At 55.8% G+C, this 25,565-nt stretch carries 27 protein-coding genes and 2 pseudogenes; 18 read left to right on the plus strand and 11 right to left on the minus strand.

Translation table 11 applies throughout. The annotated features are described in order from the left end of the window. Positions 1-320 precede the first annotated feature (320 nt). Positions 321-566 carry a hypothetical protein gene (locus ACIK7D_RS27120; protein ID WP_400158082.1) on the plus strand — a complete coding sequence of 82 codons (246 nt, stop codon included), beginning with the start codon at positions 321-323 and terminating at the stop codon, positions 564-566. Positions 567-643: 77 nt separating this feature from the next. On the opposite strand, the pseudogene ACIK7D_RS27125 reads toward ACIK7D_RS27120, so the two are convergent. Together ACIK7D_RS27125 and ACIK7D_RS27130 are read right to left on the minus strand one after the other, a co-directional pair. Beyond that, positions 644-952: pseudogene (locus ACIK7D_RS27125) on the minus strand (Tn3 family transposase); the annotation flags it as partial. A gap of 614 nt (positions 953-1,566) precedes the next feature. Beyond that, complete coding sequence (locus ACIK7D_RS27130; protein ID WP_286170635.1) at positions 1,567-1,695, minus strand: hypothetical protein; 129 nt, start codon at positions 1,693-1,695, stop codon at positions 1,567-1,569. Positions 1,696-1,885: 190 nt separating this feature from the next. Between ACIK7D_RS27130 and ACIK7D_RS27135 the strand changes: the two genes are divergently transcribed. Beyond that, entirely contained in the window at positions 1,886-2,119 is a 234-nt protein-coding gene (locus tag ACIK7D_RS27135; protein WP_400158083.1) for an AbrB/MazE/SpoVT family DNA-binding domain-containing protein, read from the plus strand. Beyond that, positions 2,116-2,520 carry a type II toxin-antitoxin system VapC family toxin gene (locus tag ACIK7D_RS27140; protein ID WP_400158084.1) on the plus strand — a complete coding sequence of 135 codons (405 nt, stop codon included), beginning with the start codon at positions 2,116-2,118 and terminating at the stop codon, positions 2,518-2,520. Before ACIK7D_RS27135 ends, ACIK7D_RS27140 begins: the two co-directional genes overlap by 4 nt. A 293-nt stretch (positions 2,521-2,813) precedes the next feature. Here ACIK7D_RS27140 and ACIK7D_RS27145 read toward each other — a convergent pair whose 3' ends face one another. Beyond that, positions 2,814-3,029, minus strand: a complete 216-nt coding sequence (locus ACIK7D_RS27145; RefSeq protein ID WP_400158085.1) for a hypothetical protein — start codon at positions 3,027-3,029, stop codon at positions 2,814-2,816. A gap of 396 nt (positions 3,030-3,425) precedes the next feature. On the opposite strand from ACIK7D_RS27145, the gene ACIK7D_RS27150 reads away from it, so the two are divergent. Beyond that, entirely contained in the window at positions 3,426-3,863 is a 438-nt protein-coding gene (locus ACIK7D_RS27150) for a hypothetical protein (RefSeq protein ID WP_400158086.1), read from the plus strand. A gap of 101 nt (positions 3,864-3,964) precedes the next feature. Here the strand turns inward: ACIK7D_RS27150 and ACIK7D_RS27155 are convergent, their stop codons facing one another. Further along, complete coding sequence (locus ACIK7D_RS27155; RefSeq protein ID WP_400158087.1) at positions 3,965-4,867, minus strand: hypothetical protein; 903 nt, start codon at positions 4,865-4,867, stop codon at positions 3,965-3,967. Between the two features lie 157 nt (positions 4,868-5,024). Between ACIK7D_RS27155 and tssI the strand changes: the two genes are divergently transcribed. The 10 genes from tssI (at position 5,025) to ACIK7D_RS27205 (ending at position 12,333) form a co-directional block, all read left to right on the plus strand. After that, entirely contained in the window at positions 5,025-7,163 is a 2,139-nt protein-coding gene (tssI, locus tag ACIK7D_RS27160; protein WP_400158088.1) for a type VI secretion system tip protein TssI/VgrG, read from the plus strand. Between the two features lie 9 nt (positions 7,164-7,172). Further along, positions 7,173-7,871 carry a hypothetical protein gene (locus tag ACIK7D_RS27165; protein WP_400158089.1) on the plus strand — a complete coding sequence of 233 codons (699 nt, stop codon included), beginning with the start codon at positions 7,173-7,175 and terminating at the stop codon, positions 7,869-7,871. Between the two features lie 4 nt (positions 7,872-7,875). Then, positions 7,876-8,061: a hypothetical protein gene (locus ACIK7D_RS27170; RefSeq protein WP_400158090.1), complete on the plus strand. Its 186-nt coding sequence runs from the start codon at positions 7,876-7,878 to the stop codon at positions 8,059-8,061. Between the two features lie 141 nt (positions 8,062-8,202). Next, complete coding sequence (locus ACIK7D_RS27175) at positions 8,203-8,589, plus strand: PAAR domain-containing protein (protein WP_137454941.1); 387 nt, start codon at positions 8,203-8,205, stop codon at positions 8,587-8,589. Positions 8,590-8,594: 5 nt separating this feature from the next. Next, positions 8,595-9,809, plus strand: coding sequence for a hypothetical protein (locus ACIK7D_RS27180; protein ID WP_400158091.1), 1,215 nt, complete (start codon positions 8,595-8,597; stop codon positions 9,807-9,809). Then, a complete protein-coding gene (locus ACIK7D_RS27185; RefSeq protein WP_400158092.1) occupies positions 9,806-10,306 on the plus strand; it encodes a hypothetical protein in 501 nt (166 codons plus the stop codon). Before ACIK7D_RS27180 ends, ACIK7D_RS27185 begins: the two co-directional genes overlap by 4 nt. A 7-nt stretch (positions 10,307-10,313) precedes the next feature. Beyond that, positions 10,314-10,763 carry a hypothetical protein gene (locus ACIK7D_RS27190; protein WP_137454944.1) on the plus strand — a complete coding sequence of 150 codons (450 nt, stop codon included), beginning with the start codon at positions 10,314-10,316 and terminating at the stop codon, positions 10,761-10,763. Between the two features lie 108 nt (positions 10,764-10,871). Next, positions 10,872-11,597, plus strand: a complete 726-nt coding sequence (locus ACIK7D_RS27195) for a class I SAM-dependent DNA methyltransferase (protein ID WP_400158093.1) — start codon at positions 10,872-10,874, stop codon at positions 11,595-11,597. Between the two features lie 63 nt (positions 11,598-11,660). After that, the gene (locus ACIK7D_RS27200) at positions 11,661-12,047 is read left to right on the plus strand and encodes a GNAT family N-acetyltransferase (RefSeq protein ID WP_400158094.1); all 387 of its coding nucleotides are present in this window, start codon (positions 11,661-11,663) and stop codon (positions 12,045-12,047) included. 100 nt (positions 12,048-12,147) lie between these two features. After that, entirely contained in the window at positions 12,148-12,333 is a 186-nt protein-coding gene (locus tag ACIK7D_RS27205) for a hypothetical protein (protein WP_400158095.1), read from the plus strand. Between the two features lie 36 nt (positions 12,334-12,369). On the opposite strand, the gene ACIK7D_RS27210 is transcribed toward ACIK7D_RS27205, so the two are convergent. Together ACIK7D_RS27210 and ACIK7D_RS27215 are read right to left on the minus strand one after the other, a co-directional pair. Beyond that, positions 12,370-12,837, minus strand: a complete 468-nt coding sequence (locus ACIK7D_RS27210) for an NUDIX pyrophosphatase (protein WP_400158096.1) — start codon at positions 12,835-12,837, stop codon at positions 12,370-12,372. 29 nt (positions 12,838-12,866) lie between these two features. After that, positions 12,867-14,720 carry an ABC transporter ATP-binding protein gene (locus tag ACIK7D_RS27215; protein WP_400158106.1) on the minus strand — a complete coding sequence of 618 codons (1,854 nt, stop codon included), beginning with the start codon at positions 14,718-14,720 and terminating at the stop codon, positions 12,867-12,869. A 320-nt stretch (positions 14,721-15,040) separates the two neighbouring features. Between ACIK7D_RS27215 and ACIK7D_RS27220 the strand changes: the two genes are divergently transcribed. From ACIK7D_RS27220 to ACIK7D_RS27230, 3 genes and pseudogenes are all read left to right on the plus strand, one after another. Further along, positions 15,041-15,574 (plus strand): hypothetical protein, encoded by a 534-nt coding sequence (locus ACIK7D_RS27220; protein ID WP_400158097.1) that lies wholly within the window; start codon positions 15,041-15,043, stop codon positions 15,572-15,574. Between the two features lie 130 nt (positions 15,575-15,704). Continuing rightward, complete coding sequence (locus ACIK7D_RS27225; RefSeq protein ID WP_400158098.1) at positions 15,705-16,619, plus strand: hypothetical protein; 915 nt, start codon at positions 15,705-15,707, stop codon at positions 16,617-16,619. Between the two features lie 4 nt (positions 16,620-16,623). Next, positions 16,624-16,899: pseudogene (locus ACIK7D_RS27230) on the plus strand (MFS transporter); the annotation flags it as partial. A gap of 247 nt (positions 16,900-17,146) precedes the next feature. Here ACIK7D_RS27230 and traA read toward each other — a convergent pair. Beyond that, entirely contained in the window at positions 17,147-20,902 is a 3,756-nt protein-coding gene (traA, locus tag ACIK7D_RS27235) for a Ti-type conjugative transfer relaxase TraA (RefSeq protein ID WP_400158099.1), read from the minus strand. A 187-nt stretch (positions 20,903-21,089) separates the two neighbouring features. Between traA and ACIK7D_RS27240 the strand changes: the two genes are divergently transcribed. Beyond that, entirely contained in the window at positions 21,090-21,404 is a 315-nt protein-coding gene (locus tag ACIK7D_RS27240; protein WP_400158100.1) for a mobilization protein, read from the plus strand. 138 nt (positions 21,405-21,542) lie between these two features. On the opposite strand, the gene ACIK7D_RS27245 is transcribed toward ACIK7D_RS27240, so the two are convergent. The 4 genes from ACIK7D_RS27245 to ACIK7D_RS27260 form a co-directional block, all read right to left on the minus strand. Continuing rightward, the gene (locus ACIK7D_RS27245; protein WP_400158101.1) at positions 21,543-21,863 is read right to left on the minus strand and encodes a hypothetical protein; all 321 of its coding nucleotides are present in this window, start codon (positions 21,861-21,863) and stop codon (positions 21,543-21,545) included. A gap of 240 nt (positions 21,864-22,103) precedes the next feature. Continuing rightward, positions 22,104-23,012 (minus strand): nucleotidyltransferase and HEPN domain-containing protein, encoded by a 909-nt coding sequence (locus ACIK7D_RS27250; protein ID WP_400158102.1) that lies wholly within the window; start codon positions 23,010-23,012, stop codon positions 22,104-22,106. Positions 23,013-23,168: 156 nt separating this feature from the next. Further along, the gene (locus ACIK7D_RS27255) at positions 23,169-24,479 is read right to left on the minus strand and encodes a type II toxin-antitoxin system HipA family toxin (protein ID WP_400158103.1); all 1,311 of its coding nucleotides are present in this window, start codon (positions 24,477-24,479) and stop codon (positions 23,169-23,171) included. Then, positions 24,476-24,838, minus strand: coding sequence for a helix-turn-helix domain-containing protein (locus ACIK7D_RS27260; protein ID WP_400158104.1), 363 nt, complete (start codon positions 24,836-24,838; stop codon positions 24,476-24,478). Before ACIK7D_RS27260 ends, ACIK7D_RS27255 begins: the two co-directional genes overlap by 4 nt. Positions 24,839-25,565 lie beyond the last annotated feature (727 nt).

The following is a 25,565-nucleotide window of genomic DNA, read 5'->3' on the forward strand; positions in this document are numbered from 1 at the left end:
AGCCACTTGTCCCAATCGTCGTTGCTCATTATTGACAGGGTCTTCGCGGCGTCCCGGTATCGATCTCATGGCAATCGTCGCAAGTAAACATTGGAGCTGTTGCATGGGAATCTACAAGGGCGCGCTGGCATTGCTGGGAAAGTCGGAAACCGACGCAGCGGTCGTGGACTATTTAAAGTCGCTGGGTGCGACGCTCCCGCTCACGCGGCCACCACGCGGCGAGAAGGAAACGAACGTCGAGGTTCCCGGTCAACAGATTCAACTGCTTTTTTACTCTCGGAAGCGAGTTGCCGAACGGGACGCGCTTTGCGGAAGGGGAGTTGGTTCTGCGTACATTCTTCGTTCTTCCGGAGGAAGCAGGAAGACCGATCGATGGAACGCCTTTCGATCTCGATATGACCATGACCCGGGAGCAGGCCCGAGCGAAGTTTGGAGAGCCGGAATGGAGCAGCGGTGGTAGTTTGAAAAACGATCGCTGGGTGCTTGGAGACAAGCGGATGCTGCTAAGCTTCACCTCGGACGAACAGCGCATCCGACAAGTGGCAGTGTCACAATTGTTCGAGTGAGCGGGTGGCCCTTCTCTCACCGAGAAATGACTAAACTGCCAGCTTCAGGCGCCCCGAAACTGTCATAAGTCCAAATCTCACGCGGCGCGGAGAATTTTCGCTGGAAGCCGTAAGGGCCTGAAGCCTTCGGGCATCCGTTGCTCGGCGTCCCAGGAATAGATTCCGGTGAGATTGATGTGTTCCCAACTCAGCGGCGAGATGTGTTTCAGCAGTTCGTCGAGAATATTCCGGCCCTGTCGCCGTAGATGGGCGGCGGCACGGCCGAGATAGACGGTGTTCCAATAGACGATGGCACTGACCACCAGATTGAGCCCGGAAGCCCGGAACGCTTGGCTGTCGTAGGAGCGCTCGCGGATTTCACCGCATTCGTGGAAAAAGACGGCGCGCTTGGATTTTGCGATATCAGGCGTAGATGACATCGGTTTGCCCGGTGAGCCCCTTCCAATATTCTATTTCGCGATGCCAAAAAGAGATGCCACGCACTGGCGCTCTTCTGCCATCACGTCTGCCTATTTGAGTGCCAGAGGTAAGTTAACTTGGCAAAAAGGGTAATCTTCCTGGCATCGACAAAATCCGAGCCTCGACTTTTTAGTGGGTTACCCGGGATCTGAAGGTAAATTATCGTGGCAATCGACAGTATGGGTTGGCAAGCCTCGAGAACAGGCAACCACTGCAACGGAATATGGGACGCGATGGTCAAGCCTGTCCTGACGGGAACGCGCTCCCCATAGCGCCGAAGTGAGCGGCAGGACAGGCGGGCGTCTTGCTGCGAAGGAATAAAACGGAGACGTGCTGCAGGTCTTCGGCGTCAACGACCATCGTGCAGGGGTGTGAGGACGTCGCGTGCGCATGACGGCGTTTCGTGCCGCGCGAGCGTGACCTTCAGATCTCTGCTTCAAATCGCAGGTCGGGAATGTCGGCAAAGTCTTTGACCAGCATGTCGCAATTGCCCGACAGCGCGAACGGCCGTCCTGCCCGATAGAAAGGCGAATGAAGCGCCCTATTTGGCAAGGCTTGTCACGAGATATGCGGATGCCAGAAGCAGGGTGATGACAGTGAAAAATATGAGAGCTGCCGCCAGTTCATCGAACCTGCCGTCGCGTTCATTGCGATTCCAGTCGTAAGCCATAGCCAACCTCAATCGTTGCTGTGAGAGGAGGGTGGTCCGGTATGGTTAATGAAATCCTAATATCTGGACACTGAATGTTGCCGGCATGATCTGATATACGGGCCTTGGCGACTGATTTTGTCACGCGATTGGTTGAAACAGAGGCACAGAAGTAATACCATTGGTTACGGCGGTATTACGGGAGTTTGACATGACAACAACGGTAACAGCCAAAGGGCAGGTCACCATTCCAAAAGCCGTACGCGAGCTTTTAGGGATTTCACCAGGAAGCTCGGTTGATTTTGTTCGGGCTCCCGATGGACGGATTGTTCTGGTCAGGGCTGACAAGAAACAGCCACTCACGCGTTTTGCCAGGCTGCGCGGACATGCTGGTGAAGGTCTGGGTACCGACGCCATCATGGTCCTGACCCGTGGTGACGAGTGACGCTTGTCGATACAAATGTCCTGCTTGATCTTGTGACAGATGACCCGGTTTGGGCCGACTGGTCAATCGAGCAACTCGAACTCGCAAGCGTTTCAGGTCCGCTGTTCATTAACGACGTTGTCTACTCGGAACTATCTGTTCGATATGAGCGGATAGAAGCGCTTGATGCTTTTGTTGATCAGGCGGGGTTAAAGCTCACCCCTTTCCCTCGCGCGGCGTTATTTTTGGCCGGCAAGGCCTTTACCAGGTATCGACGCGGCGGCGGCACCCGTACCGGTGTTTTGCCTGACTTTTTTATCGGGGCCCACGCAGCAATACAAAACCTTCCCTTGTTGACGCGAGATGTGGCTCGTTACCGATCTTATTTTCCAACTGTCACTCTGATCTCACCTGGAGCTTAGAGCATCCAGGAAAAGTGGATCCCGGTTTTCCGTCCGGAAATGCGCCCAAACAATGAGTTAGAGTGTTTTCGCGATTCGAAGAAAAGCGAAAAAACTCTAGGAATGCGCCGGTCTCGTCATTTGTGATCCGGCACCGGTTTCGGGGGCGGTTTCGCTCTGATGGCGACCGGTCAGGCGAGCCGCAACGCTTTCAACTGGCTGGCTTGACGAGGCTGATTTCGGTTTTGCTGTCGAGGACGATATGCAGGTCCCGGATCATGCCGGCTGCCTGCAGCAGGGCGTTTCGCACCTCCTCATGGCTGCGCCATCCGCTCTATGGAGAGTGCAATGGTGTGGAGATCAATGAGACTGTCACGGCCTGGTCCGGATGGAATGCCGATTGCTTCGCGCATGTCGCGGATTGTTGTGACGGCCCGTTCAAGCATACGCCGCTTCTGATAGCCGTCGAGGTGATCAAGCCTGTTGGCGTCGCGGATGAGCTCGGCAATGAAACTGTTTGTCAGAGTCATGGAAGAGGGTGCCGGGTTGGCCGACGGACGTCAATGCCAGGCCTTCGGCGTGGGCTTCTGACCCCGGAGTTGACGCCAGGATGTGACGTCGATGCATCACGGCGCGTGGCGCTGAGGCGATGTTTTTCACTGAATGATCTCCGCATTATTATATTTATTATCATAACTTTGATGGATTTTACGGAAGCAAAACATGAGGCGTGCATCATGCTGGCTTGTTTTTTCGGATGGTCGGTGGCAGGGGGCGGAAATCCCGGGCTGCGTTCCGTTTGTGCACAATGAGATTATGGGTGCGGAGATTGCCGGAAAGCAAACCTCTGTCAGTCTGCTACTTTTGAGGATCGATTGGCGTGGGCTTTTTACAGCGACAAAATGACGGTGAGACGGAGTGACGATATGAAAAACGGCGCGTGCACGTTCCGGCGTCGATACCTCAAGGTATCGACAATCAGCTGCTTTGCCGCATTTTTAAGTTTCGGGGAAGCCGTGGCCACGTCGGCGGATATGACGGTGGAACGCCTTCTCGACGTCTGTGAAGCATCCACCGTGCAAGAAGCGATGGCAAACGGCGACAAACTCGATTGGCGGCGCCTGTCCAGTGCTGATATTGAGGAATGGCGTCGCAGCTACGTCGGTTACCACGGCGGTTCGGTAGACGTCGTCGGATGGCGACATGAGAGGGAAGGTGGAGCGGAATTATTGTCGTTCTGGATTGCCGCTGGTCCTAATGGACACAAGGCGTGCGCGTACACCACGCCACGCCTGCCGGTTTCATGGATGCGTTATCAGAGCGGCTTGGAGCACCAGACAATCTCGACAAGAATGATGTTATAGAAAGTGTAACCGCGGGTTGGAAGCGGGACGCGGTCGATTATTCCTTTGTTCAGGTCGGCGCGTCCGCGGTCATTAATATCAGCTCAAGTCGATGAGATACACTATTCCCGGGGCACAATAACAAGCACGTTGAAACCCTCATCAATGTTGAATGTCTGCGGATTGAGCAGTTTGTTGCCATAGGTGGAACTGAACCAGCACGCGGTCTTCTCATCATGGATTGCCGTGACGGTTTCCCGGACGCTGCTGTTGATCGCGTTGACGATTTCGGTCTCTGCCTTGCCGCGCGTGTTGAGATGCATGAGTTTTTTCCGCGCGGGGCTTCCTGCATCGGAAACTGCGATGGATACCCTGTCTGTTGAATAGCTTTTTACCCGAACCCGCAGTCGCTTCGGGCGCGACGCGTCAAACTGGTCGTTAATTTCCTTGATACGCGCCTTGATGTCAGCATCGGCCCGGCGCTCCCCGGGCAAACCATCATCCGCCGGCGCAAGCCCGTCGCCGAACTGTGAGCGCGCCACTTCCGCGGCGTGATGGGCATAGGCCAGATGGGTTACTGGCAGTGCCTTCAGCCATTTGCGGCGTTGCGTGATCGCCATCGACTTTGCCGCTTCCTCACCGAATTTGGCAATGGAGAAGTTTTCTCTTTTCTGTCCCTCATTGGTCATCAGGGTTGCCTGCCATATATGGCCGTCGGTGCTCTCGATGCGCCTGACGCCGGAAATACCGCTTCGGTTGTTTCTACGCAGAAGTACGGCCTGTTCGTGATTGGTGGCGGGCGGAATGGCAAGGATGATGGCGTCGCGGTAGGCGCGCGCCTGACGATAGGCGGCATCGCCCGAACCGTAGATGCTGTCCTTGAACAGCCTGACGATCCTGTGGCCGCGCCGCCTGACACTGACCCACCATCCGGCACCGTGGCGAGCCCCGGCGGCCTCTTCTCGACGCAGGCCGTAGGTGTGGGCACCGTGTTTTGTTTGCCTCGGATTTCTTTCGATCGTCACTCCATACCCCAGCCTGTCAGATTTCATCGATGGAATTTTGGCATATCAAGGTTGCGGAATTCATGGTGAATCCATGGTTTCGCCACAATGCTTGATTGCATTCTGTCGAGATTTTGACAGCTGATTGATTTTTTGAGCTCTGCTATCGAGGTTCGCAATGAATGACCAGCCCTCATCCTCTGAATTCATTCAGGCGAGTCGTGTGCTCAAGGTCAAGTCGCCTTTGGGCGAGGATCAGCTTCTTCCGGAGCGCCTGACGGTCGAGGAGGGCGTATCACAGCTCTTCGATATTCGCCTGACGGTGCGGGCCAAGAAGGAAGCGGTCAAGCCAGAGGAACTGATCGGAAGGCTGGTGGATGTGTCGGTTGAGGTGCAACAGGGCGATGGCGAAGAGGGCAGCGGCATCCGTCGCCCGTTCAACGGCCTGGTTACCGAGTTGCATGAGGGCATGCCGATCACACGCGGCATGCGCTCTTATGCGCTGACGATCCGCCCGCAAATGTGGCTTCTGTCGCGCCGCTCGGATTGCCGCATCTGGATGGACAAGACGGCGGTGGAGGTCGTCGAGACGCTGTTTTCCGAACACGGCATTCCCGCTCCCGATACATCGGGCATCATCTCGCCTCCGCCTGCACAGCATTACAGCGTGCAATGGAACGAGACCGATCTCGATTATCTCACCCGGCGTTTCGAGGAGGACGGCCTGTTTTACTGGTTCAGCCATGAGGATGGTTCCCACAAGCTGCATGTGGCTGATAGCGCCAGCGGCTGGCTTGGGCCGTCGCCGGCCGCGCAAGGGGAGGGGACGGTGCGCCTGGCGCAGGGTTCGTCGGATCGCAACCACATTAACGACTGGGCGCGGCGCTTTTCCTATGTCTCGGGCCAGCGTGCGGGCGCCGACTGGAATTTCGAGACGCCGGGCATGGTGCCGGGCACGATGACGCCGTCGCTGGTGCAGATGCCGGATGCGACGAAACGCGAGCTTTACGAATATCCGGCCCGCATCAAGACGGTGGAGGAGGCCGAGCGGGCGCAAAAACTGCGCACCCAGTCCATCGAAGCCGACCACGACCGGGTTTTCGGCTCGTCCACCTCGCGCATTCTGGAAGCCGGCCGCCGCTTCACGCCTTACGAGGTTGCCCATCCCGAACACGCCTATGAAGAACATGTGATCATCAGGGCCAGCCACAATATCGTCGACCTCTCCTATGAGACCAATGGCAACGAGCCGGAATATCGCAATCACTTCGAGGCGATCCCCGCCCGTGTGCCGCTGACGCCGCACCGGTCGACAAAACGCCCGCGCATCGAAGGCACGCAGGTGGCGATCGTCGCCGGCCCTGAAGGCGAGGAAATCCATCCGGATCAATATGGCCGCATCAAGCTGTGGTTCCCGTGGGACCGCAAGGCGAAGAAGGATGGCACGGATACGTGCTGGGTTCGTGTTGCGCAAAACTGGGCCGGTTCCACCTGGGGCGGCCAGATCATTCCGCGCATCGGCATGGAAGTCATGGTTGCCTTCGTCGACGGCGATCCGGACCGGCCGCTCGTGACCGGCGTCGTGCCGAACGCACGCCAGACCGTTCCTTATGAGCTGCCGGCCAACAAGACGAAGAGCGTGTTCCGAACCAACACGCATAAAGGACAGGGTTTTAATGAATTACGTTTTGAAGATGAGGCTCTTCAAGAAGAAATAAGAATAACCGCACAACGTGATATGAATACAATAATACATAATAACGAATCAAAAATATCGATGAATAATTCGTCTTCCGCTGTTCTCAACAACAAACTCTCGGAGGTGCTCGGCGACTCCGTGACTTCAGTTTCGGGAACTTTTACTATTTATACAGGTCCATCGGGAATTAGCGCTATGATGGATCGGCAAATCGGATATTCTTCCAACCTCTTATCGGGTGTCGCTGCATCGATGCGGCCTGAGCTTTTTGAGAGTAGCGGTAGTCCCGGCGACTTTACGATCATCTCGGATGGAAGCCACAATGTGACGGTTCGACAGAGCGCTCAGTATCACATCGGTTCCAACTACAATACGAGTGTCGTTGACAGCCACTTTGCTCAGGTAGGAAAAAACTATTCGTTAAGTGTCGCGGGCTCGGCCTCATCATTTGTCGGCAAATACCGCACTGAGCAGGTGGGCGAAAAATTTGTAATTTTCTGCGGGAAAACGCGTCTGTCGTTTGACAAAGAGGGCAACATCGAGATCACCGGCGTGGACATCGTGATCTCTGGTGAGAACTCAATAAAGCTCAAGTCGAAACGCATTGATTTGAATTGAGGCTCCTAGATGGATCAGGGATCAAAACAAAGGCTGAACAATCTTTGCGCCATCTTTAAGATACGGCCGCAGGCAACAGAGCTCAATCCGGAGTTAGCACTTGCACTTTTAAGTCACCTTTACGCGATGCCCGCGATCGCCGATAAGAGTGCGCGAAGGAACTATGGCAACCAAATTCTCGGCAACACGAGCGGGGTTTTCGACCCATATTCAGAATTCGTAGGTGGGTTGGGAAGTAACGTCATCATGATGCAGGAGTTTCCGCAATGGTACGCCAATCTCGGAAAATCTACCGCGCAACTCGTGGAAATTTACGCCGATCTGGAGCGCACTGTTTATTGGCTCAATAAGGCCGGGTGGGGTGCCGGCATGGCAGCGGGCGGCGCCGGGATTGCGGAGGCAATTGACAAGGGTTCTGTCAAAGCTGGGGCTAAACGTGGTGTGGACCGACTTGTTGGCCGAAGCGCCATTATTGAGGCGTTGCAAAAGCGGTGTGGGGCAAGATTAGGAGCCGCGGCCGGGGTGGCAGGCGTCGTGGTGATTGTTGGCGGTACAATCGCCTATCACAGTGCCTTGCAGCAAATGGAAGAAATACGAAATATTCTGCTTGATCGATTCCACAGCGGTCAGATGACTGACGAGCAGTACAAACAGGTTTTCGGAACTCAAGTTGATTCAGCGCTCGTCAAGAAATATTGGGAAATGTAATCACATGCAACGCATCAGGATGCGAAAAAAAACAGCTTATTTCGTTTTCGTAGCATTATTTGCAGCGCTGTTTTCGATCGCGTGGATTGTATTCGGCCCGTTTTCATTCGGTGCATTCGTCGCGTTTATCGCCCTGCTGTTCGGCATGAGGCTGATCTTGCGAAGGTGCTTTGAATTTTACGAGGGTTGAAAGGACTCGTGAAGTTATGTTGAAGCAATTTCTTACAAGAAAGGAACCGAAACCTTCCAGGTTTCTGGCTCGGTCACGGATGGCTCTGCAACTCGGCGTTTCCTGCTCGAACAGACTGACTTTTAGTTGGGGATTATAGATATGCCGCCAGCCCATCGCCGTTCCGACATAGGCTCAGGCCATTCTTGCCATTTCCCGCCTACGCTTGCGACGGGCGGTAGCCCGAATATATTCGTCAACAACAAGCCGTTGATGCGGGTAGGTGATGCGTATGTTCCCCATGGATGCCCGGTTTGTCCGGAACCCTCACATGGTCGCAAGCTCGCTGCTGGCTCGTCGACAGTCTTCATCAATGGCAAGCCCGCTGGCCGCATGGGGGATGCGATTGATTGTGGCGGGCAGGCGCAAACGGGCTCCTCCAATGTTTTTATCGGTGATCGTTCCGGCTCGAGTAAAACCGGAGACGCTGGCGGCACCGATTGTCAGAAAGATATGGCGGCGAGATCGATGCCGATGGTGCGGGGATAGTTTTAATGCTCCGTGATCCCAGTGACGAGAGACGACAGGACACGGCCTCTCAAGCTTTGCTGAAAGCAGTTTGCGAACTCGCGGCCAATCCGCAAAAGCGTGTTTACGCCGCCATGGATGGCTCGCAATACAGCGATCTGCCGCAACTGCTGAAAGAGGCGAACGTTGCCCACCGGCCGCTCTACCGTTATGCGGACGGTGATTACGACGTAATCCTCGGCGGGCCTTGGCTGGTCGATCCTTACCAAGCCGCCATATCCTATTCTACGGGAGCTCCGTCATGGGTGGGGGAAGTCGAGGATGATCTGTCCGAAGAGGTCCTGCACGCGCGCTCGGCCGCGCTTTCCGCGCATATGGTGACATCCCTGCAGGGAGGTGATCCGACAGGTGGTGGAATGCTGCCAGTGCCCGAAGGTGATAAAATAACGGTAGAGGAGCGTCTTCGGAAAATAATCGTATTGAGCCAGGGCAAACCTGCTGTGGTGTTCTGGTCGGGTGGAAACGATTTCGCTCCTGAGCGGCTTTATCGGCATCTGCGCGGTCTCAACCGGATATTTGTGCCGAAGACGTGGAAGGGCCCTGAGGTTTTGAGCGAGTTGCTGCGCGGGGAGAAGGCCTCACCTGCAGCTGAATCCGATCTCTCGGCCTCTGACAGCGTGATGTCCGCTGGGCATGAGCCGCTCACTTTCCGGCACGCGGATGCGAGTGTCATGATGCAGATTATTCCTGCACTCGATGAAACCCAGCTCGATAATCTTTTTGGTCCTGCCACCCAGCTATTATTCGCACCAGGTTGCGAATGGGGTGGCGGAGTGAAACGGGCCAGGAGGGCGTTTTCGTGTGATCGGCCGCGCCGTGGGCCGCTAATCCTGTCGAAAGATATGATGGCATCCATTTCCGACGTCCGGGAGCAGGCGTCGCGCCGCAAGATATCCGATTATCTCGAACGTCATGCTGCAGATCACCTTAAAGATCTCGATGAGAAAGAGCGTGACACCTGGATAAGAGCTCACATTCGTGAGGCAAGATCGCTTGGCGTGCGTTCTGAGGCGGATCTGGGACGCTGGTGTTATCTTCAGCTGATAACGGGTGGTCGGCTGACGCAACAACCGGGCGTCTCCGACTATATGATGAGCAAGGGAGAAGCGACACCGGATGAGAAAGTGCGGTTGTTGCTACGATCCGTTAGCGCGGCTTCGCAGCGCGGGGCAACCGCATGACAACGCTCGTTGCCGGCGCGCCGCTTCTGGCGGGAGGACCGCCTGGCTGGGTGGCGTATGGTGTTCTTGCAGCGGTAACAATCATCGGCGGCGCCTACATCGTAAGTCAACAGATGTCCAAGGCGGATGAAGACGCGGACAACGCGTTGCAAAACGATGACGCGTCTGACTGTACGGGGGACTGCGCGGAGGCGAAGGAGAAAAAAGAGAAGGAAAAGATCGGGGAGATGGATGCAGACTCCACTCAGAAACCCGGTGACAAGGATTTCAACAGAGACAGGCCTGGGACGGTCGACGATGCGAACAAGGATTTTGACGACCTTGTGGGAGACAATGCGATCAACAAAGGAAATGGTATTAGGATCGGCAAGCTGTCTGATGGCCGTACCGTAACGGTACGACCTGAAAGTAAAAGCAACGGTCCAACACTCGATATTATCAAGCCGAACGGACGGCCTTTCCGAAAATACAGATATCCCGGCAGCCCTTCGACATGAGGCGAAGATGAAATCTGATCGATATGGAATAGACAAGGAGTTCTGCCGCAGGAACGGTTGCAGGATTTTCTTTGGCGTGGACTGGCTAGATGATGCCGAATTTGAAGCCTTCGAGGCATTTTTCGGCTCGTGTCAATTGTTCGTCTCAAGCGGGGATAAACCGCTCGAGGGTTCATCAGCCTCCTCGTTTTCCGAAGCTGTGAAACTGGAGAGTGGATTTGTCGATGAAGACAAGTATATTCTGTCGCCGAATGATGCGCTTATTTATGTGAGCGATGACCGCGATGTTTTCCTCGTCGCCGCATCAAGCGAGCGTCTTGCAACGTTGATTGCCGAAATTTCGGCCCGCGGCGGGAGAACGTATTCTTCCCTCGTGCGCGCAGGCACAATCGAACCCAAAAAGCAGGTAAGGGCGTATTTCGATTATTGGGCAGATCTGAACTTCGAGATCGACTGACATCTTGGCAGACTGTTCGTACAACCCCACAAGGTGGCTCAGACGAAAAGCCGGCCCGAACTAGTTTCGTGGAGATGGTACGAGACTACGAAATCGGAAGGAGTTAACATGCCCGACTTGCATTATGAACATCCGGCTCTCGCGGCGCTTTACGATCTCGACAGTGGCTGGTCTGTTGATCGCGATTTCTATCTTGGCTTGGCGTCGGGCGGACAAAAACGCATTCTGGATCTCGGATGTGGCACCGGTTTGCTATGCGACGCATATGCCTCCCTTGGCCATCAGGTCACGGGTGTTGACCCAGCACACGCCATGTTGGACGTCGCGAGGACAAAGCCATATGGTTCCCATGTCGAATGGATCGAGAGCACTGCCCAGTCATTCCGGTCCGACAAGAGATTTGATCTCATCATTATGACCGGGAACGCCTTCCAGGTTTTCCTCGAAGACCAGGACATCCTTGCGGTGTTCGAGACCATGCGCCGTCATCTGGCACAAGACAGCGTTATTGCCTTCGAAACACGTAATCCTGCTATCGACTGGCCGGCGCGGTGGGACAAAGACGCTACCCATACACTTGGCGAACAAACGATCCATCAATCCCGCAAGGTGTCGAAGAAAGAGGGTGACCGCATTTCGTTTGAAACGCGGTTTAAGTTTCTCGACAAAGAACTGGTGTCTTTCAGCGAGCTGCGTTTCTCGTCCAGGTCTCAGATCGAGGATCTGCTACTCAAATGCGACCTGAGGCCCAAAGCAATCTATGGCGGCTGGCACAAGCAACCCTTCGATGCAGCGATTTCCGACGACATTGTCTTCCTCATCGAGGCCGCGTAGGGATCTGCCTTACCATGGTTACCTTCGAAAACATCGCGTGCACAGTAACTGGAAAGCGGCAACATGGTGACGCTTCGGATTGATCCGTTCCCGCCCCAAGACGACTTGAATGTGCTTTGGTTAGAAGCTTGGGGCAACGAAGGGCCACAAGACTTCTCCGGCGTCCTGGCACGCAGCCTTGCCCATATTGCAGCTTATGACGATGATCGGCTGGTCGGCTTCGTGAATGTGGCGTGGGACGGAGGTGCCCACGCCTTCATCCTGGACACCTGTGTTATCCCCCGGATGCGAAGAAGAGGTATCGCTGCTCGCATGGTGGTAGAAGCCACAAATGTAGCGCGAGCGCGCGGAGCGAGTTGGTTACATGTCGACTTCGAACCGCATTTGAGTTCATTCTATCACAGTTGCGGATTCCGACCGACCAGGTCAGGACTCATCAAGCTCAGGTGATTTAAATCGTCACTTTGGGTGTCGGGTTGTGAGCGATGCGCTATGCGCAGGCGTTAATTCAAAAATGTAATAGAGCTTCTTAGCTTAGTGAGGATAACCAATGCTTATTGTGCTTGGAGGGCTGCCTGGTTCCGGAAAAAGCACTGTGGCGCAGGCTTTGGCGAGGCAGATAAGAGCTCTTGTCGATTATCGGGTGAATTTGAGCCACGTTTTCGTTTCCGCGCGACGCACGCTAGGTCTGAAAACTTATGTTGGTCAAACCAATACGTCGAATTCGCCGGTTTAAGGTATGACGGAAAAGAGGATGTAATCCTGCTGGAATTCAACAGGCCGCTTCAATTAGCAGATGCCGGACCGGCTCACGCCTTACAAATTCGGCCTCCACATGTCTCAACACATGACGTTGTCCTGCAAATGGCACCATTCCCGGGGCGGTCTCGAAAGACACCCATCGAAACTCGCTGTGCTCGTGATTGATGACGACGGCGGCATTAGCATCCACGAAGCCGACAAAGACCGGCAACATGCTGATGGCATCACGATCGGCCTCGTAGAACTGCTCACAAATGTCTGCGGAATAGAGACGCTCGCAGGTGAGATTTGTCTCCTCGTTGACTTCGCGCAGCGCCGCTTCCCACGCCTTTTCACCTTCTTCGATCGCGCCGGAGATCTGGCACCATTCGCCAACCAGCGTATGGTTCCGGCGCAGAAGCAACACTTCGCATCCCGCGGGCACCATCCGGAGAAGCACGACTGATACCGCAAAGCATCGGATTGGAATTTCGGGCATGGGTTCTCCCTTCTGATCAAAGGTATCCGTCAAGCTATGTCTTCTGGAATAAAGCCGCCCGTCTGGCGCTGCCAAAGGCGTGCAAACAATCCGTCGCCTTCTATGAGCTTGTTCGGCGTGCCTTCCTCGATAATGCGGCCGTGGTCGAGGACGACGATCCGGTCCATGCTCGATATGGTCGATAGACGATGGGCAATTGCGATCACCGTCTTTCCCTCCATCACTAGGTTCAGCCGCTCCTGGATGGCGGCTTCGGATTGGCTGTCGAGCGCCGAGGTTGCTTCGTCCAGTACCAGGATCGGCGCATCCTTCAGCATGACGCGAGCAATGGCAACGCGCTGGCGCTGCCCCCCTGAAAGCTTGACGCCACGATCGCCGACGAAGGCGTCATAGCCGGTGCGGCCTTCGCTGTCTGCGAGATCGGATATAAAGGTGTAGGCGGCGGCCATTTTCGCGGCAGTCTCGATCTCTTCTCGTGTCGCTTCGGGTCGACCGTAGCGGATGTTATCGCCAACCGACCGGTGCAGCAGCGCGACATCTTGGGCGATGACGCCGATGGCGCGGCGCAGGCTCGACTGGGTGACGGAACGAATATCCTGGCCGTCGATCAGGATCGCGCCGTCCGTGATGTCGTAGAAGCGAAGGAGCAAATGGGTAAGGGCGCTCTTGCCCGCGCCGGAGAGACCGACGAGGCCGACCTTCTCGCCCGGGCGGATGGTTAGTGAGAGATCGTCGATAACCGGCTTCCCGGTCTTGTAGGCAAAGCGCACATGCTCAAAGCGAATTTCGCCACCAATTGTCACGAGTTCCCTTGCGTCAGGCCGGTCGATGATGGTGGGCGGTGTGGTCATGACGGGCATGGCGTCCTTGATCGTGCCGATCGCCTGGAAGATCTGCTGCCCCATCTGGAGAAATGTAACGATCTGCGTCGACAGACGGTTCAACACATAGACGGCGCCGACGAATTCTCCGACCGTCAGGAAGCCCTTGACGAGGCCGGAAAACCCGATCGTCATCATGCTCAGCCACAGGACTGTGTTCAGGACCACGACGGTTAGCTCGGAGCTGCGATAGAGGCGCTGCTCGGTCTGCTGCGTCTTGACCGACTTACCGATGACATTGCGGATTGCGCCGGCCTCGCTGTCTTCGGCGGCAAACTGCTTGATCATCTGCATGTTGGTGTAAAGATCGGTGATTGCGCCGGCCACCAGGCTGCGTTGCTTTGCGGTGCGGCGCGAGCGCTCGACGAAGGTCGGGACGATCCTAATGGTGAAAGCGACATTCAACGCGATCCAGATGATGACGGGCAAGGTCAGCTCCCAGGCAAGGGCGCTGAGCAGGATCACCGAGCCGATCAGTTGCACCATAAAGCGTGGGATGGACTGGAAGCTGGCGATGATCTGCTGCTGGACGGCGGCCGCCACCTGCTGAAGGCGCGAGGAAACCTGGCCGGCGAAGAGGTCGTGAAAAAAGGCAAGATCCTGCCGCTCTACCGCCTTGTGACCTTGCCACTGGATGGCGGCCGGCATACCGATGCCAAGCGTATGCGAGGTCAGCGTATTCAGAACAAAGGACACGATCGGCATGATTGGGAAGATCAGCAGGCCGAGGATGGTGAGGAGTGGCCACTCGTTCTGCAGGAAGGTGGCAGCACCCTGTTGCGTCACGCCATCGACGATAACCGAGAGGCCCCAGACGATGAGTAGGTTGATCGCCTCGAACAGCATGGATGAGATCGCCAGTGCGATCAGCACGCCACGGAACATCGAGATGAAATGCAGGAGGACGGTGACCGGCCCCTTCGATGGTAGCGGACGGTACGGGATTTCAAGAGGCTGGATCAATCGTTCGAATGGGCGGTAAATCGTATCTGAAATCGATATGGGTGCTCGAACTCCAAATGAAAAGCGAGGAGATCCTCGTGATCGGTGCTTACGGCCATAGCCAAGATGCTAGGGATTCACTTGGCTATGGATAATGCCTGCGGTTCCCGGAAATAAGTACCCCGATCCCATCATCGCTCAATCCTCCGCAATTCGACGTGTCAATTGAATCAGGATATCAATGCGCCAGCAATGTCGACCTTCAATCCAGCGACCGAATACACGCACCCATTTTGAGGGCGATGGATTTTTTTAACTTTATCGTGTGCAATGGTCTGCCCAAAACTTATCAATTTCTGATTTAGCCGAGTTTCAGTTTGATGGCCGAGAACGATAATCAAACCCGCCTCGAAAACTACCTTCAGGTACTCGTAGGGCTGCCCTTGAGCATTGCCCGCAACGCTGCGGACATGAAGGTTTTCCATTTCGGAACCGTTCGACCGCATCCGTCAGGCAGAGGAACTGTCGGTGCTTATGCACTGCATGTTCAATGTCCGTGGCGCTTCGTTGATGAGAAGACAGTAATCACAGGGACATCAGATCGTTTTGTCGAGCCGGCTGAAGGAACGAGCACAAACGATGACGACCCTAAATCGGGAAGCCTACAGCTCATCAAAATTGCATCTCTGCTGAAAGGCTACGACGCGGAGACAAACTCCTTCGTGAACGCCACAGAGCAACTCGTCGTCATAGCTGTCAACACAGACAACTACGGCGGGGCCGACTTATTGCTGTCAGGAGGTTATCGCCTGCAGGTTTTCCCGGATGGTTCAATTGGCGAAGATTGGCGTTTTGTCGAGCTTCAAGGCCGCCATGTCGTTATCGAAGGCGGGCGCGTACAGGTTGACGGATAGCGATCTGATCTCAACACCCGCTCGCCGGAATTTTTCAATGGTATCTGCCATAAGCGGACGTAACTCGTTCGATGTTACAATGACCGCAAGGTAATGTCGGATAGAAATACTGCAAAGGGAAAGGCAAAGGATGAATCATTTTGATATACTTGGCCGCAGCATTGCCGACCCAGTGGTCGAGTCTTACCTTGCCCATCACGAGAAGCTGGACCCTATCGATTTTCGCACGAATGCGGAAATGGGATTTTTCGGCGGGTTCGATAGCGGTTTCGGCCTACAGGCGGAAAGCCTTTCCGCATACAGTGCCGAATTCGAAGAGGTGCGGTCAAGACACCTGCCGGACGACGAGGAAAGGATCGTCTCTCGGCTGTCCTTTACTGGGCCGGATACCATCAGGGCCGTGCAACGCGCCTATATGTCGGCGCTGCCGTTCGGTCTGATGTTTGGAGACAGTAGCGACGTCGTGGCCGAGAAGCTGGGGACGGGTCCGTTTCGGGAAGGCAAGAGCAGCACACTACCGGAATATTCAGCCGAACGCTTCGATCACTCATATGCTGTCGGCGATATGGTCGTGATCTCAAAATATGACGCGGACTTGCGGCTGATGGCAGTTTATCTGATGCAGGCTGACCGCACCATGCTCAAGGCCATGCGCCGAAAGGCGTCCTTGTCCAAGCAGAAGATCGTGCCCGGCAATATCGATAAAGTCGACGCATTGCGGGTCCAGATTCCGACGCTACGCTGGCGGGAGGCCATGGCCGAGGGAGATGAGCTATTCAACGAGGCCGATATTGCCACGGCTGAAACGGCGCTGAATGCGTTCGTCGACACGGTGAAGGCCGCAACCAGCCAGCAGGATGCGAAGACCATCCGGGCGGCGGTCAAGGATATCGTTCTTGCGATCAATGAGATCAACCGCAGAAGCGGGATGATCGAAACATTGGAGCGCGACGAACTTGGCGTCCTGATTGACGCGGTCGTAAGGGCGTCGGGCCTCAGCCTCCCGGATGATGAAGATATCACCGCAGAATGGCGTGAGTGGTAACCAGACGCATGTTGCGGAAATCCTGAAACTCGCTGTCGTAGGCTTCGGGATTTATGCGACCTACCCGACCCGCATGCGAGCAATCGGGACGGGTGCTGGCAGTGCCTGGCTGCGCTTGGGTTCCTCTGCCGGTCCGATGCTTATGGGGTTTGTGATGTCGTCGATGGGTATTCAGTACGTGTTTGCGACCTTCGCCGTCATTTTGATCATCGGCGCTGTTGTGACCATGCTGTTTGCCGTGGAAACCAAAGGCAAGGTCCTGGGAGAGCTCTCGCCCTGAAAATTGTTGGTCTCCAAACAACACTTACTGAAGTCGCCTCTCTTTACGAGAGGCGTCGACTTGTCGCCGGACCGCAAGCTGCAGGAGTGTCGACGGGAAACTATCGCAAATCGCAACGTAAATGTCGCTCAACTGCATGAGATGGCGGAATAGCGGGTCGTTTGTTCACATCCCTTCGAGGCGCCGGATTGACGAGTTTAGCCATCGCGGGTATTCGCTCGGGCACAAAGTAATGAGGATCGGCCTATTATCGGCTCAATCCAGGCCCCCGAGACCGGGCAAGCTGCCGTTTCAGTGCGTGGTCATGGCTAAGCTCGTCCATGCGCGTTCGGTTCACGATACGGGCGGTAATCTGGATCTGCTCAGCCTGCTTTGCGAGCTCCGGGCGTGTCTCGAGTTCTTCGGCGAACCTGCGAGGATCGGAACTACCAAACCGCTGGGTGAGTGCTTCGGCTATCAGCTTGGCCTCATCGAGCGCGGCCCGGCCCTCAGGTAACGATCGCAGCTCTTTGATGAACTTGCTTCGCCTCTCGATCGGCATTTTCTCCACCTGGCTGATGATTTCGGCGCTGCGCGAGGTGAGGCCGGGTACTTCGATCACGTCACGCTGTTCGCGTTGCCACTGTTCGCTCTCGCGCTCTTCGCCCAGACGGCGCTCCCATGCCTCGGAGACATAGCCGATATGGGCAGAGAGAGACCTGGCATATTGCAACGCCTCCTTCCGCTCCTTGTTGTTTCCGAACAGACCTGACTTGCCGCGCAGCTCCCCGAAGCGTTCTGGCTGCTCTGCCATGGCCTTCGCCATGATCTTGCCATTGCCTTCCTTCTCGGTCATCGCGGCGCGCAGTCTTGCGGCGACCTCGGCCGGATCACGGAACACGTGCCGCGCGACTGACTCCACCGTATCGAATCGCTGATCGATCACGGATATCGCCCTTTGCTGCGCCACCTCTTCGATACTGTGGTCGTGACGGGTGATTGCTGGCACCAGCGGAGTGGGCTTGCCGGTCTCCAGAGCCGATCGCTGGCCGACAACTTTTGTGGGGGCGGGCACGGCGCCGTCTTGCAACATGACCTCGGACCACGGGATGCGGCGATATCCTTTGTTGTCCTCTGTCCGGTCGTCGCGCCGTCCGTCATCGATATTTCCGGCGAACTGATTGCGAGGATGCTGGCGGTGAACAGGGCCGGCCAGATCGCCGGCAGGTTCCTCGTAAACCTGCTGACGTTCCGATGGCCGGCCCTGCTGTTCCCGTTGCAGATGGGCCGCACGGGGCAGGACCTCTTGACGCTCATCACGGCCGGAAGCAAGTTCAATCTCGCTTCTGACCCCGAGCTTCTCCGCGATGCCCCGCCGCTCGGCAAAGTCCCTGACATAGTCCAGCGTGGTTTCCTTCGCGCCGGAACGCGACAGGCGGTTTTCTAACTGCTGGTAGGCCAGTTCCTCACCCTTGACGACGCGCCACGCATTGCGCTCGGCCTTTGTGCCGTCCGGAAGCGTGACAGGCGTGGCGCCTTCATGCTGCAGGCCGATCCTGTCCCCGATCTGTGGTGAGGCAACCTGTATGGCCCGCTTGAGATCGAGGCCCCACACCGTGCGCTGATCGCCCTTGTCATTCTCCAGCGTCACAAAATAGTTTTCTCGCGCCTGGCGATTATGCTCATAGGGAGCCGCGCCGTGATCGACCAGCCGGCCCGCACTGGAGAACTCCTGGCTATCGGCATAGAGCTGCACGCTGTCGCGATGCCTGGTCATGGCAACATAGGTCAGATGCCGATCCATGGTGCCGGAAGCCAGCACAAAGGCGCGATCGACCGTCGCGCCCTGGTTTTTATGGATCGTCGTCGCATAGCCGTGGTCGATCGCCTGGTAGGTGTCGGTGGGAATGCTGACAGTGTCGCCACCTCGGCCATCGAGCCGGGCGATGATCTTATCCGGCTCGACATGCTTAACGGTGCCAAGCATGCCGTTTTTTACGCGGAGGTCGCGGTTGTTTTCGAGGAAGATGATCCGGTCACCGGCGGCGAAGGCGCGTTTGCCGTTATTGGTCTGGAACGTGAGTTCTCCACCGTCCTCACTTTTCCCACGGTCCTCACCATCCCCACGGTTCGCGCCGACGCTCAGCCCGTGGCTGCGCTCCAGCCTTTGTCTGTTCTGAAGTTCGAAACGGATGGCGGCATTGAGGGCGCGCACGTCGGCACGGCGATGGGCCATTGCACCCCGGGTGCCATCGGCACGCTTCTCACTATCGGCAAGATAATCCCGCACGATCTGCGCTATCGCCGCGTCGCGGCTTTCCGCAAAGTGGATGTCGCCGTGTTCGCGGTAGGCGGCCAGGCCCTTGGCCGTCTTGTGGGTCGCAAAGGATACCGATGCCTGTCTCTGCCAATCATGACGCTGGCGGCGAATGTCGGAAAGTTCGACATGGCCAATCTGCTCGGCAATCGCCCTGAAGGGTGCACCGGCCCCGATCGCCTGCAGCTGCTCATGGTCGCCGACAAGAACGATCTTTGCACCGCGCTCTTCTGCCTCGCCGATAAAGCGGGCGAGCTGCCGGCTCCCGACCATGCCGGCCTCGTCGATGACGAACACGTCACTGCTGCCGATCATACCCCGACCATGATCCCAGCTGTAAGTCCATGACGCAAGGGTGCGGCTCGGGATGCCGGAGCTTTCTTCAAGACCCTCGGCAGCCTTTCCGGCCAGCGCCGCACCATGGACCTGATAGCCTTGAGCCTCCCATGCCTTGCGAGCGGCTGCCAGCATGGTGGACTTTCCTGCACCAGCGAACCCGACCACAGCCGCGATGCCTTCAGGGCCTGTAACATGTTTGATCGCATGACGCTGTTCGTCCGACAATCCTGCTGGTGGATCGCTCGTAGCCACCATTCCGCCAGAGCTTTTCCGGATTGAGCGATTCTGCCTCTCGATTGCACGCTCGACATGGCGGGGATCGACCAGATGGGAATGCGCCTGATGCAACCGCTTGGCCGACCGCGCCATTGCGAGTTCCAGATCGATCATCTCTCGCGTCGAATAGCGCGCATTGGAAACGTCACCTGTTTCAGGATCGATGCGCTCAGCCTGAAGCTCCACGAGGGCTGGTGATGCCATGACAGCCGCAAAGGCATTCTGGAACGTCTGGGCGTCATCGTTGATGTAGCGATGCAGGGTTCTGGCAATATCGCGCCGATCGAACACGCTCTTTTCATTGCTGATCAGCAACAAAACCTGTTCCGGTTTTTGGCGGATCAGCTCGGCATTTCGCCGTGCTGCCTTGTCATCCAGCCGGCCGCGCTCGACGGCCATTCCTCGCCGTTCCATCTGCGAGGCATGCACGCCCATATGCCCGGTCGGCGACAACTCAAGACCGCGCTGCGCATGTGAGCGATGATCGATGCGGATATCCAGGCCTTCGCTTTGAAGCTGACGGATGGCGATGCCTTCCCATGATTGCCTGATATCTTGAAGCTGCATGTCGGTTGTCGCCATACCATTTGCCAACAGCCGTGCGTTCTTGTGCTCAAGACGGGTCTTCTCGCCAAGGCCGGCTCTACCAACCTGCCGCGTCGTCATCAGCACATGCGCGTGGTAGTTCCGGATGTCACCGTGCTCACCTGGCGAATGGATGGCAAAATCCACTGCCGCGCCATAGCGGTTTGCCAGATCCTGGGCAAAGGCGCGCGCAGCCTTCAGTCGCCCTTCTGGCGAAAGCTCACGCGGAAGCGCGATTTCGAATTCGCGGGCGACACGGGCATCCTTGCGCTTTTCTGCAAACTCGGCAGCGTTCCACAAAGCCGAACGATCCAAGGCCCAATCGGCAGAAAGACCTTCCGGCAGCACGATCTCTTTATGCTCCACACCCTCTTTCCGGGTGAAGTCATGTACGAGGCCGTCGCGGTGATTGGTGAGAAGAACCGCGCAACGGTAGGCGGCAGATGCCACAGCGCTGCGGCCGGATGAGCGCGAGACAGGTTTGGTGCTGAGATGATAAATCGCCAAACGAAATCTCCGATCCGCAAACGGGGAAATTCAGCGCTCAACTGCGGTGCAAGTCGTAAGTGCGCCCTTGTCTGTTTGCCGGTAGCGACGCTAGCAACATCGAATGGCGGTTTCGACTACTAAAAGTAGTAGTCGCCAACAGGTCATTGCTCGTGTTTGAATAGGAGAAACAAACGCATCATGGGGAATGACTGATATGCGCAGGCCGATCGAACAGCGTATCAGGGAGTTGGAAGAACGCCGGAAAGCCTTGCAGGCGCGGCTCGACAAACAGGAACGGGCGCAGGCAACGCGTCGCAAGATTTTGCTTGGATCGTTTCTACTGGAGCAGCTGCAGCGGAATGATCAAACTCGTCATCATGCTGAACTGCGGCAGTGGCTAGCAAAAGAACTTCCGGCCTTTTTGACGCGTGATGCAGACCTTGCCTTGTTCGCCGATATTGTTGAATCCGCATCGATACAGGCCGGGCAGGATGACAGCGACGACAGCGATCAGCGGTGATGTTTTGTCCGGGTTCTGAAGGAACTCGTCACGGCACTGCTCCCTGTTATGGCCCGAAACGGTGCAGGCGAAATGTCCGGCAACTGTTCAGGTCATCGGTCACCTGACGCCTTCTTGTGAAATCAGCCTAACAGGCTCTCAGCCGGTCGGCTTGGCAATGCGTATTCCGGTTTTGCTGTCGAGTACGATATGAAGATCACGGACCATGCCGGCTGCTTTCAGAAGAGCACTGCGCACGTCGTCATCCGAGCGCCAGCCCCGCTCAATCGACAAGGCCACGGTGTGAATGTCCACGACACAGTCACGGCCGGGGCCGGAGGGAATTCCGATTGTTTGACGCATGTCGCGGATGGTCGTAACAGCCCGCTCAAGCAGGCGTCGTTTTTGATAGGCATCCAGACGATCCAACCGGTTGGCGTCACGGACAAGCTCGGAAATGAAACTGGTCGTCGGGGTCATGTTGAGAGGCTGACGGGTTGGCAGAAAAGTGTCAACGCCTGTCGTGCGCAGGTTCGATATCGGCCTAATTTTTATACAGCAGTTGTGATGTCAACGCATCAAGGTCGAGGAGTGCTGTTCGATGTAAGGCTGCCGGAGAACTTTGACAATCATCTGTCAGGTGTCGATGTCGTTGTTCGCTGAAAGCTTTGGCTAAGATTGGCCCACGGCGGCGCACGGGTCCACTGCTTGGCGTCATCGTCAGGGTTTTGTTGCCTGTTGCAGCGTCTCAATATGCTCCCGGCAGAGTGCCTCGATCAGGACGTGAAGTTCTGCCGTTCGCTCCTGAAGCCACGCAAGCGCTTCTTCGGAAACCTCGAAACGCTTCGAATAGCGCGCCTTGACGTAGGCCTCGTTGAGAATGTTGTACCATGCGGTAAAGCGATGATGATCGCGCGGCCAGATGTCAACGAGGCGGCGATCACGATCCTCCGAAAGTCCGCGCAGGAATTTGAGGTTATGCGAAGCCGGAGTGTAGTTGGTCAGCGTCAGGAGATAGCAGTTGTAGGCCGTCTCGACTGCCTGATGAAGCTGGAAAGCGGCGATGTTCGTATTGTTATCCTTCAGGGCATAACCAGCCAACTTGATGAAGGTTTGCGCGTCAGGAAAATGCCTGCGGAAATGCTCCTCGGCTAGCCGGAGTGCGTCTGCAGGGCTGAGAGGTTTCGCCTCAGCCAGTGGTCTGTCGTCGAATTCGTAGAGGATAACGCCTTCGCGGGCGAGATCGACGAAAAAGTATTGCCCGTCATGCAAAAAGTTGCTGATCTCGCGGGCACCATGCACGATCAGGCCGACGGGTGTTTCGATCTCCTTGTCCCACATCAGCCGGTCGGTTGCCTTGTCCCAGTATTTGGGGTCGGCCAGTTCCTTGTTGCTGACGATGACGAGAATATCGAAATCTGATCGATAACCCTTTGAGGTATGGGGTTCATCGACCCATGTGCCACGCGCGTAGGAACCGAACAGAATGATTTTATAAATCCGTCCGTTCTTTTTGGCGTCGGACTTCGAACGCTCGACAATGCCGGTGAACTCTTCATGGATGATCCGGACGACCTTTTCCAGTTCGCGCTGCTTTGTCTGCGGAAGATGTCCGATATCCGTTTTCATGGCCTCACCATCGATTCTTCTGAGCAGATATTCTAGCCGTGATCGGCAGGCTATTGCTACTCCACATTCTTGCAGGGGTTGTGAGGCCGTGCCTCGCGCATGCCGGGTTCCTCTATCGACGGTCTCTCCTTAGCATGATTGATCAGGTCCCGTGTCTTAGGCTGGAATGATGATTTCTCGCCGCATGGCTCGGTGAATAATTTGCGCGGTCTTTTCGGCTACACCGGCCTGTTCCGCGGAGGCTGGCCAGTTTTCGACCTCCGTATGCATTTCGCGGATAATTTCTTCGGCCTTTTTGGGCTTGAGGTCGCAGAAAATGCCGAACTGGATAAGATCGGACAGCTCGAAATGATCGCGTTTACCGTTCAGGCTCATCTGGTGCTGATGGGTCCAGCTTCCATCCGGATTGTAGGCATAGCTGACGTCGAACGCTGGTGACAGCCGCCATTCACCCTTTCTATTCATCAGGAAGGCGATGTTCTTGACGTGGTCGTCCTGATTCCGGACAAGAATGTTGAAAACCGCTCGGCGAAACTGTTGCTCGATGTCGTAAGCGGGAAGGCCGAGGAGCCGTATCGTCTCGACCGCCTGTTCGTAGGAATAAGCTCCCGCCGCGTTGAAATCATAATGGCGCAAGGCTGCGAGCGACTGCATGTGGAGCTTCTGGCCGTTGGCGGTGCGATCGAAGCGTTGTGTCATGAAATGCGATCGGCCGCCTTCATGGTGGACGCGGCATTCGGTCATGTCGATGCCGGCGGCGCGGGCCAGGAGAAAGAATCCGTACTCGATAAGGCCAAAGCCCTGTGGATCGGCCAGCTCCTTGTCACGATTGTTGGAGATACCGTCGAACTTCATGAGCCAATAGGTGAAACCTTCACCGGCTTTGACCTGACCGGATCGGAATTCCCCGGTTTTTTCATTCCATGCAAGGATAGCCTTGGCGCGTGCGCCGCCTGCGGATGTCCCGACGCGCAGGATCTCCTGCAGGGTTTCGTGGTCGTCATCGCCCTTGAGGACGCCCGCAAGGTTGGCGCGATTGTTGAGGACTTCGTTGGCGAGTTTGGTCAGCGCATCGATCTCAAGGCGTTGGGATTTGCGCGGCCCTTTGAGGATCGTGGGATGGAACTCGAGCGCGCCCATGCCGCGCGTACCGATATAACAAAGGCGCTCGACCGGATTGAAGCTGCCGGCCGATCGTCCCTGGGTCGCGAGCCATGTATCGATCAGAGCGTTGCCGAATTTGTCAGGGAGGGAGTCGGCGATCATGCCGGGCAAACCCTTGAAGGCGTCACGGGGCAAACCGGGGAATTCGTATGGGTCGGGGCGCAGCGGCATCATGATCGGCGCCAGTTCTATGGTGCTTTGGACGAACTCAGGCATGTATTGGAATACGCCGATCGCTCTGTCGTCGAGCCAACTAACGGCACCGATATCTCTACCCCATAGCCGGACGGTCGCATCCGTCATTGCTCATCCTCCTCGGCCCACGCCCAATCGCTGGCTTTTGGGGCTTCTGTCTGCGTTCGTGCGCGCCGCCGCTCGTGGCCGTCATGCTGGACTCGCTCGACCGGTCGAACGTCCGGGTTGGGGAGGATGTCGAGAATGCGATCGCCCAGGTTAAGTGCTCTCAATACACGGAGAAGGGTATCGAGCGAGCTGTTCCGGCCAGCCTCCAGCCGCTTGATGCTCGGCAGCGAAGCTCTGGCCTCCTGCGCCAGTCGTGCTTGGGTCAGGTTGCGACTAAGGCGAACCCGAGCCAATCTGGTGCCTAGATCGCGCATAGTTGTCTCGATGTTACCTATTGGAGGCTTCTGATTAGGAATCATACATGATCCTTTATGGGAAAATTTTTGGCAATAGTATCATATATGATCTGTTATTGCTAGGCGGTTTATCAAGAAATTATAGGATCAAAAATGATCCCTAATAGATTTATATCGCAAATAAAGAATCATTTGTGATCCCTTATTTTTGGATAGTGAAGTCAGAAGATCGAGAAACCCGAGGGGCGATGGGCTGCGGGCAGGCAACTGGCGGAATGTTCGTCTGCCGATCTTCTGTTTGACCCACCACTGTCCGTAGGCGCGGATTTCCTCAGGTGTGGATGCATTGAAAGATATTCACGTCGGAATATTTTGCCTATATAATTGCAATTAATACATATATTTTTGATATTTATACTTTTTAGGTGGAGTGAATTACCTGTGGTGATTGAGGGTGAGCGAAGGTGGCTGTGATTGAATAGGGGGCGAGGAAGGTGCCCGAAAAACATATAATTTAATAATAATGAAGTCTAAAACATATAAATAATTTTAAATGCATCATTGTTTAAGGAGGGCGCGGGGATTCGACCGGTAGAGTTTACTGGTTTGCGCGCAGGCAATTTACTGCTGTATAACCGGGTGATTTTATATAGGTTTTTGTAGTGACGTGGATTTATTTATAGGTGAATCCGGAAGGGATATGATTGGGAAGTGGATTGAAAAGGCGATAGAAATTGGTGACGATCGATCATAATAACAATATCATGATATTGTTATTATGATCGATCGT

Origin of the sequence: Agrobacterium sp. P15N1-A (assembly GCF_044626815.1) — a bacterium.
Lineage (GTDB): Bacteria > Pseudomonadota > Alphaproteobacteria > Rhizobiales > Rhizobiaceae > Agrobacterium > Agrobacterium leguminum.